Annotated in this window: 6 protein-coding genes and 1 pseudogene; 1 reads left to right on the top strand and 6 read right to left on the bottom strand. The window is 69.6% G+C overall.

From position 1 onward, the window contains the following. From J5F18_RS08685 to J5F18_RS08660, 6 genes and pseudogenes are all read right to left on the bottom strand, one after another. Nucleotides 1-1,036 (bottom strand): annotated as a pseudogene (locus tag J5F18_RS08685) (DUF3971 domain-containing protein); the annotation flags it as partial. A gap of 4 nt (nucleotides 1,037-1,040) precedes the next feature. After that, on the bottom strand, nucleotides 1,041-2,504 hold the full coding sequence (rng, locus tag J5F18_RS08680; protein WP_346301853.1) for a ribonuclease G: 1,464 nt from the start codon (nucleotides 2,502-2,504) through the stop codon (nucleotides 1,041-1,043). A 63-nt stretch (nucleotides 2,505-2,567) separates the two neighbouring features. Continuing rightward, complete coding sequence (locus tag J5F18_RS08675) at nucleotides 2,568-3,182, bottom strand: Maf family protein (RefSeq protein ID WP_346301852.1); 615 nt, start codon at nucleotides 3,180-3,182, stop codon at nucleotides 2,568-2,570. Between the two features lie 12 nt (nucleotides 3,183-3,194). Further along, nucleotides 3,195-3,689, bottom strand: coding sequence for a rod shape-determining protein MreD (gene mreD / locus J5F18_RS08670; protein ID WP_346301851.1), 495 nt, complete (start codon nucleotides 3,687-3,689; stop codon nucleotides 3,195-3,197). Further along, the gene (gene mreC, locus J5F18_RS08665) at nucleotides 3,689-4,585 is read right to left on the bottom strand and encodes a rod shape-determining protein MreC (protein ID WP_346302202.1); all 897 of its coding nucleotides are present in this window, start codon (nucleotides 4,583-4,585) and stop codon (nucleotides 3,689-3,691) included. Before mreC ends, mreD begins: the two co-directional genes overlap by 1 nt. Before the next feature lie 43 nt (nucleotides 4,586-4,628). Then, nucleotides 4,629-5,666, bottom strand: a complete 1,038-nt coding sequence (locus J5F18_RS08660) for a rod shape-determining protein (protein ID WP_346301850.1) — start codon at nucleotides 5,664-5,666, stop codon at nucleotides 4,629-4,631. Nucleotides 5,667-5,838: 172 nt separating this feature from the next. Between J5F18_RS08660 and gatC the strand changes: the two genes are divergently transcribed. Further along, entirely contained in the window at nucleotides 5,839-6,126 is a 288-nt protein-coding gene (gatC, locus tag J5F18_RS08655) for an Asp-tRNA(Asn)/Glu-tRNA(Gln) amidotransferase subunit GatC (RefSeq protein WP_346301849.1), read from the top strand. The last annotated feature ends 152 nt before the right edge of the window (nucleotides 6,127-6,278 follow it).

The following is a 6,278-nucleotide window of genomic DNA, read 5'->3' as shown; positions in this document are numbered from 1 at the left end:
GGCCCCAGGGCGCCTCGATCGCCTCGGGCTCGGTCGCCTCCGGGCTCGAGGCGTCGCCCTCGAACCAGGCCTCCCAGCCGTCGTCGCGGCGCAGCCAGCGGCCGCGCCCCTCGACATCGGTCAGCTCGATGGCGTGGCGCTCGCCGTTGCCGTCCCGGTGGCTCACCGCCAGCCGCGCAATCGCCAGGTCGAGGCGCGCATCGGCCAGTTCGCCACGGTGCCAGCGGCCCCACAGCCGGGCGTGACCGCTGGACTCCTCGAGGCGCATCGGCTCGCCGCGCCCCAGCAGCTCCGTCAGGCCGATCAGGCTGTCGAGCCGCATGTTGGCCTGCAGGGCGGCGCTGAAGTCGCGAAAGCCGGCGGGGCCGGGAAACACCTCCAGGACCGCCTGCATCGCCGCGTCGGGATCCCCCTCGAGGCGCACCTCCCCCTCCAGGTGGGCGTGGCGATCATCGCCGGTCATCAGCAGCCGCGGCGCCTCCAGCACCACGCGCCGCTCCCGCCCGTGCAGCACCACGCGAACGTCATCGGCCCAGGCGCGCTGGCGCAACAGCACCCCGACCCAGAAGTCGAGCCGCTCCAGGTCGAACTCGCCGCGTGGCTGGAGTTCGGGGGGCAGCTCGGCGGGATCGGGCCAGTGCCAGGTCCCCTCGGGGGTCTGGTAGAGGTGCAGCGTGACCCCCGTGAGCCGGGCATCCTCCACCACCGGCACCCCGGCACGCAGGCTGGCGAGGCTGTCCAGGCGCAACCGCCCGCTCTCCACCTCGAGCAGCGGCAGCCGGCGGGCCTCAGCCTGGGCCTCGATGGTCAGGGACTCGAGGGAGAGCGCCGGGTCGAGGCCGGCGAGGCGGGTGTCCAGCTCGGCGATGCGCACCTCGGCGCCGAAGCGCGCCGAGAGCAGCGCCTCCAGCTGGGGGGTGAGGCCATCGGCCAGCGCCAGCGCCAGGCGCAGCACCAGCAGCAGCAGGGCCACCGACGCCGCTACCAGCGCCACCAGGGTCAGGCTCCAGCGCGTCACCAGGCGAATCGGGGACATGGGCTTACATCAGTACGATATCGTACTGCTCCTGAGAGTAGTGGGCCTCCACCTGGAAGCGGATCGGCTTGCCGATAAACTCCTCCAGATCAGCCACCGCCGCCGACTCCTCGTCGAGCAGGCGATCCACCACCGCCTGGGCCGCCAGCACCATGTAGGTCTCGGCACTGTAGGCCCGCTCCTCGCGCAGGATCTCGCGAAAGATCTCGTAGCAGATCGTCTCCGGCGTCTTCAGGGTGCCGCGCCCCCCACAGGTAGGACAGGCCTCACAGAGGGTCTGTTCCAGGCTCTCCCGGGTGCGCTTGCGGGTCAGCTGCACCAGGCCGAGCTCGGTGACCCCGGTGCACTTTGTCTTGGCGTGGTCTCGCTCCAGGGACTTCTCGAGCATGCGCAGCACCTGACGCTGATGCTCGGGGTCCTCCATATCGATGAAGTCGATGATGATGATGCCGCCCAGGTTGCGCAGCCGGAGCTGGCGGGCGATGGCGGTGGCGGCCTCGAGGTTGGTCTTGAAGATGGTCTCCTCGAGATTGCGGTGTCCCACGTAGCCGCCGGTATTGACATCGATGGTGGTCATCGCCTCGGTGGGGTCGATCACCAGGTAACCGCCGGACTTGAGCTGAACCTTGCGTCCCAGTGCCTTCTGGATCTCGTCTTCGACGCTGAACAGGTCGAAGATCGGGCGCTCGCCGGCGTAATGCTCGATGCGCTCCGCCGCCCCCGGCATGAACTCCTCGGCGAACTCGATCAGCTTGACGAAGTTCTCTCGGGAGTCGATCCGCACCTTCTCGATCTCGTCGCGCATCACGTCGCGCAGGATGCGCATGAACAGCGGCAGATCGTCATAGATCACGCTGGGTGCGCCGGCGGTCACCTTGCGCTCGCTCACCTTGCGCCACAGCCGCAGCAGGAAGTGCATGTCGGCCGAGAGCTCCTCGAGCCCCACCCCCTCGGCGGCGGTGCGCACGATGAAGCCCCCGGTCACCTCCAGGCTCTGCTGGCCCTGGGCCTCCTCGATCAGCCCGCGCAGCCGCTCGCGCTCGCGGTCGTCCTCGATGCGCTGGGAGACGCCGTGGTGGGGCGCGTCGGGCATGTAGACCAGATAGCGGGACGGCACCGAGAGGTGGGTGGTGAGGCGCGCCCCCTTGGAGCCGATGGGATCCTTGGAGACCTGCACCACCAGCGCCTGCCCCTCATGGAGCAGATGGCCGATGGAGAGCTGCTCCTCGGCAGGGGTTCCAGGCGGCATCACTTCGTGGGCGTGGATGAAGGCGGCCCGATCGAGCCCAATGTCGACGAAGGCGGCCTGCATGCCAGGCAGTACCCGCACCACCTGACCCTTGTAGATGTTGCCGACGATGCCGCGGCGGCGCGAGCGCTCGATGAAGGCCTCCTGCAGCACGCCGTTCTCTACCACGGCGACGCGGGTCTCCATGGGCGTCAGGTTGATCAGTACTTCACCGCTCATGCGGAAATCCTTGTCCAGAATGCTTTGCGGTCATTATGACATAGTGGCCTTGACCCACGGCGTTTAAGAGCTCGCCTCCCGTCCCAGCGCACCATTCCATAGCGGCACGCCCTGGCGGCGCAGCAGCGCGGCGGTCTCGAAGAGCGGCAGCCCCACCACCGCCGAGTGGCTGCCCTCGAGGCGCTCGACGAACACCGCGGCCAGCCCCTGGATGGCATAGCCGCCCGCCTTGTCGGCGGGCTCGCCGGTGGCCCAGTAGGCGGCGATCTCCGCGTCGCTGATGGCGCGCAGCGTAACCCGGGTGACCACGCAGGCCTCCAGCACTCCGGCGGGGCCGCTCACCGCCACCGCGGTGAGCACCTCGTGGGTGCGCCCGGCGAGGCGACGCAGCATGGCCGCGGCATGCTCGGCCCCTGCCGGCTTGCCGAGGATCTCGCCGTCGCACACCACCGCGGTGTCGGAGCCCAGGGTCGGCAGCGTCGAGCGGCGTGCACCGGCCAGCGCCTTCTCCCGGGCCAGGCGGGACACGTAGGCTGTCGCCCCTTCGCCGGGCTGCGGCGTCTCGTCGATATCCACCGGCCGGACCTCCACGGCGACCCCGATGGAAGCCAGCAGGTCGCGGCGACGCGGCGAGGCGCTGGCGAGGCAGAGCACCGGCAGGGGGGCTTCAGGGATCATGGGGGCTCCGGTTCAGTCGCGGGCCAGGCGCCGCCCCAGGGCCTCGAACAGCGTGGCAAGCCAGGGCCAGAGCAGCGCGCCGATCAGCGACGGCAAGAGGAAGGAGAGATGGATGGAGAAGGGGCCCAGCAGGGTACGCAGCCACTGCTCGGCCAGCTGGACGGTGCCCAGCAGCACGAGGATCAGCAGCGCCTGCTGGACCAGGGAGTAGGCCCGGAAGCGGGGGTAGACCAGCGCGCAGAGGAAGGCCAGCAGCGACAGGATCAAGGCATTCTGGCCCAGGGTGGCCCCCTCGATCAGGTCGACCAGGATCCCCAGGACGAAGCCGTGGAAGACCCCGACCTTGTGCGGCGCCTTCATGCACCAGTAGATCAGCAGCAGCCCCAGCCAGTCGGGGCGCCAGATCTGCCAACCGTCGGCCAGCGGCATCACCTGCAGACAGAGCGCCAGCAGCAGGGTCAGCCAGATCCACGGCAGAGCGAGGTTGGCGGGGGACGGCGCGGCCATCAGCGAGCCTCCTCGTCGGCATCGAGGCCGATCACCGCCCGGGCGGCCTCCAGGGCTTCCGCGGAGAGTTCTTGCTCCCAGGCCTCGTCATCGGCGCCCGGCGCGGGCGGCGGAAAGAGCAGCAGGAAGTGGCGCGAGCGCTGCAGCTGGGCCACCGAGGTGGCGGTGACCCGGGCGAAGGGCTGGCCAGGATCATGGACCACCTCGGCCACCCGGGCTACCGGGAAGCCGGGCGGGAAGCGCCCCGCCAGGCCCGAGGTGACCAGCAGGTCGCCCTCGCGGATATCGGCGGTGTCGGGCACGTGCAGCACCTTGAGCGCATCGTAGCGTCCACTGCCCTGGACGATGAAGCGCAACCCGTTGCGATTGACCTGTACCGGCAGCGCGTGGCTGGCGTCGGCCACCAGCAGCACCCGGCTGGAATAGGCCGACACCGCGGTGACCTGCCCCACCAGGCCGGAGGCATCCATCACCGGCTGGCCCACGTAGACGCCGTTGCGCCGCCCCCGATCGATGACCATCTGGTGGGTGAAGGGATCCGGGTCCAGGGAGAGCAGCTCTGCGGTGATGAAGGGGACCTCGTTCTGCTCCGCCGCCGAAAGCAGCTCGCGCAGGCGCACATTCTCGGCGGTCAGGCTGGCCATGCGCTGCACGCGGTGGGAGAGCGTCAGGATCTGTTCGCGCAGCCGCCGGTTCTCCTCCAGCAGGGCACGCTGGTCGGAGAGCGCCAGCGACCCCCAGGTGAGGATATCGCTGGGCAGGCTCACCGCCCACTGGATGGGTGCCACCAGGGTGGAGAGCTGGGCGCGCACCTCCTCCATGCGCGTGAAGCGCGTGTCGGCAAACATCAGCGCCGAAGCAGCCAGCACGCACAGGAAGAGGCGATAGCCGGGCAGCGATCCGTGGGAGAACAGCGGCTTGATAGGGCGGCCCCCCGGATCAGTCGCTGGAGAGCAGCTCGAAGGTGTGCTGGTCGATCATCTCCAGGGCCTTGCCCCCGCCGCGCGCCACGCAGGTCAGCGGATCCTCGGCGACGATCACCGGCAGGCCGGTCTCCTCGGCGATCAGCTTGTCCAGGTCGCGCAGCAGGGCGCCGCCGCCGGTCAGCACCAGGCCGCGCTCGGCGATGTCCGAGGCGAGCTCGGGGGGCGACTGCTCCAGGGCGTTCTTCACCGCGGTCACGATGGAGGCCAGGGTCTCCTGGAGGGCATCGAGGATCTCGTGGGAGTTCAGCGTGAAGCTGCGCGGGATGCCCTCGGCCAGGTTACGGCCGCGCACGTCGATCTCGCGCAGCTCGCCGCCGGGGTAGGCGCAGCCAATCTCCTCCTTGATCCGCTCGGCGGTGGCTTCGCCGATCAGGCTGCCATAGTGGCGGCGCACGTAGCCGATGATCGCCTCGTCGAAGCGGTCGCCGCCGACGCGGATCGACTCGGAGTAGACGATGCCGTTGAGGGAGATGATGGCGATCTCGCTGGTGCCACCGCCGATATCCACCACCATGGAGCCCTGGGCCTCCTCCACCGGCAGGCCGGCGCCGATGGCGGCCGCCATGGGCTCCTCGATCAGGAACACCTCGCGGGCGCCGGCGCCCTCGGCGGACTCCTTGATGGCGCGTCGTTCCACCTGGGTCGACATGCAGGGCACGCAGACCAGCACCCGCGGGCTCGGCGTCAGGAAGGTGCTCTGGTGGACCTTGCGGATGAAGTGCTGGAGCATCTGCTCGGTGACGGTGAAGTCGGCGATGACCCCATCCTTCATCGGCCGGATGGCGGTGATGTTACCCGGGGTGCGGCCCAGCATGCGCTTGGCATCGGAGCCCACCGCAGCCACGCTGCGCATGTTGCCGGACTGGCGGATGGCCACGACCGATGGCTCGTCGAGCACGATGCCGCGGCCGCGCACGTAAATCAGCGTATTGGCGGTCCCCAGGTCGATCGACAGATCGCTGGAGAACAGCCCCCTCAAGCGTTTGAACATGGAAGTCGTTACCTAGTGCAGTCCGGGAACCCTGTGCGGATGCAAACGGTATCACCGCGGCCCCCCAGCAGCAAGCGCGGGCCCCGCGCGCCCGGCGCGTCGCGGGCCTGCCCGCGGGTCGCGGTATGTGGTACCTTTTGCGGCCTGTTTTCCCTTCGAGGACATCCAAATCATGGCGCTTGAACACGCTGACGTGCTCAGGGCCGCGCACCTCGCCCGGCTCGGCCTGAGCGACGAAGACGCCGCCCACTACCTCGACGACCTGGGCCGCATCCTGGAGATGGTGGACCGGCTCCAGGCCCTCGACACCGAGGGGGTCGCACCCCTGGCCCACCCGCTGGACGCCACCCAGCGGCTGCGCGCCGACGAGGTGACCGAGAGCGACCAGCGCGAGCGCTTCCAGCGCTGCGCCCCAGCGGTGGAGCAGGGCCTCTACCTGGTCCCCCGCGTCGTCGAGTGAGAGAAACTTAACGGAGCCCCCGGCCCATGCATGACAAGACACTGAGCGAACTGGCCGCCGACCTCACGGCCGGCGAGTTCACCAGCCGCGAGCTGACCGAGCACCAGCTCGCGCGCCTCGAGCGCCTCGACGGCGAGCTCAATAGTTTTATC

It is taken from the genome of Halomonas sp. BM-2019 (assembly GCF_017584085.1).
The sequence above is the reverse complement of the archived record's forward strand: the minus strand, read 5'-3'. Positions and strand labels throughout refer to the sequence as shown.

Coding starts and splice junctions, on each gene's coding strand:
- rng (WP_346301853.1), bottom strand. CDS start 2,504: ATGAGCGGTGAAGTACTGATCAACCTGACGCCCATGGAGACCCGCGTC.
- J5F18_RS08675 (WP_346301852.1), bottom strand. CDS start 3,182: ATGATCCCTGAAGCCCCCCTGCCGGTGCTCTGCCTCGCCAGCGCCTCG.
- mreD (WP_346301851.1), bottom strand. CDS start 3,689: ATGGCCGCGCCGTCCCCCGCCAACCTCGCTCTGCCGTGGATCTGGCTG.
- J5F18_RS08660 (WP_346301850.1), bottom strand. CDS start 5,666: ATGTTCAAACGCTTGAGGGGGCTGTTCTCCAGCGATCTGTCGATCGAC.
- gatC (WP_346301849.1), top strand. CDS start 5,839: ATGGCGCTTGAACACGCTGACGTGCTCAGGGCCGCGCACCTCGCCCGG.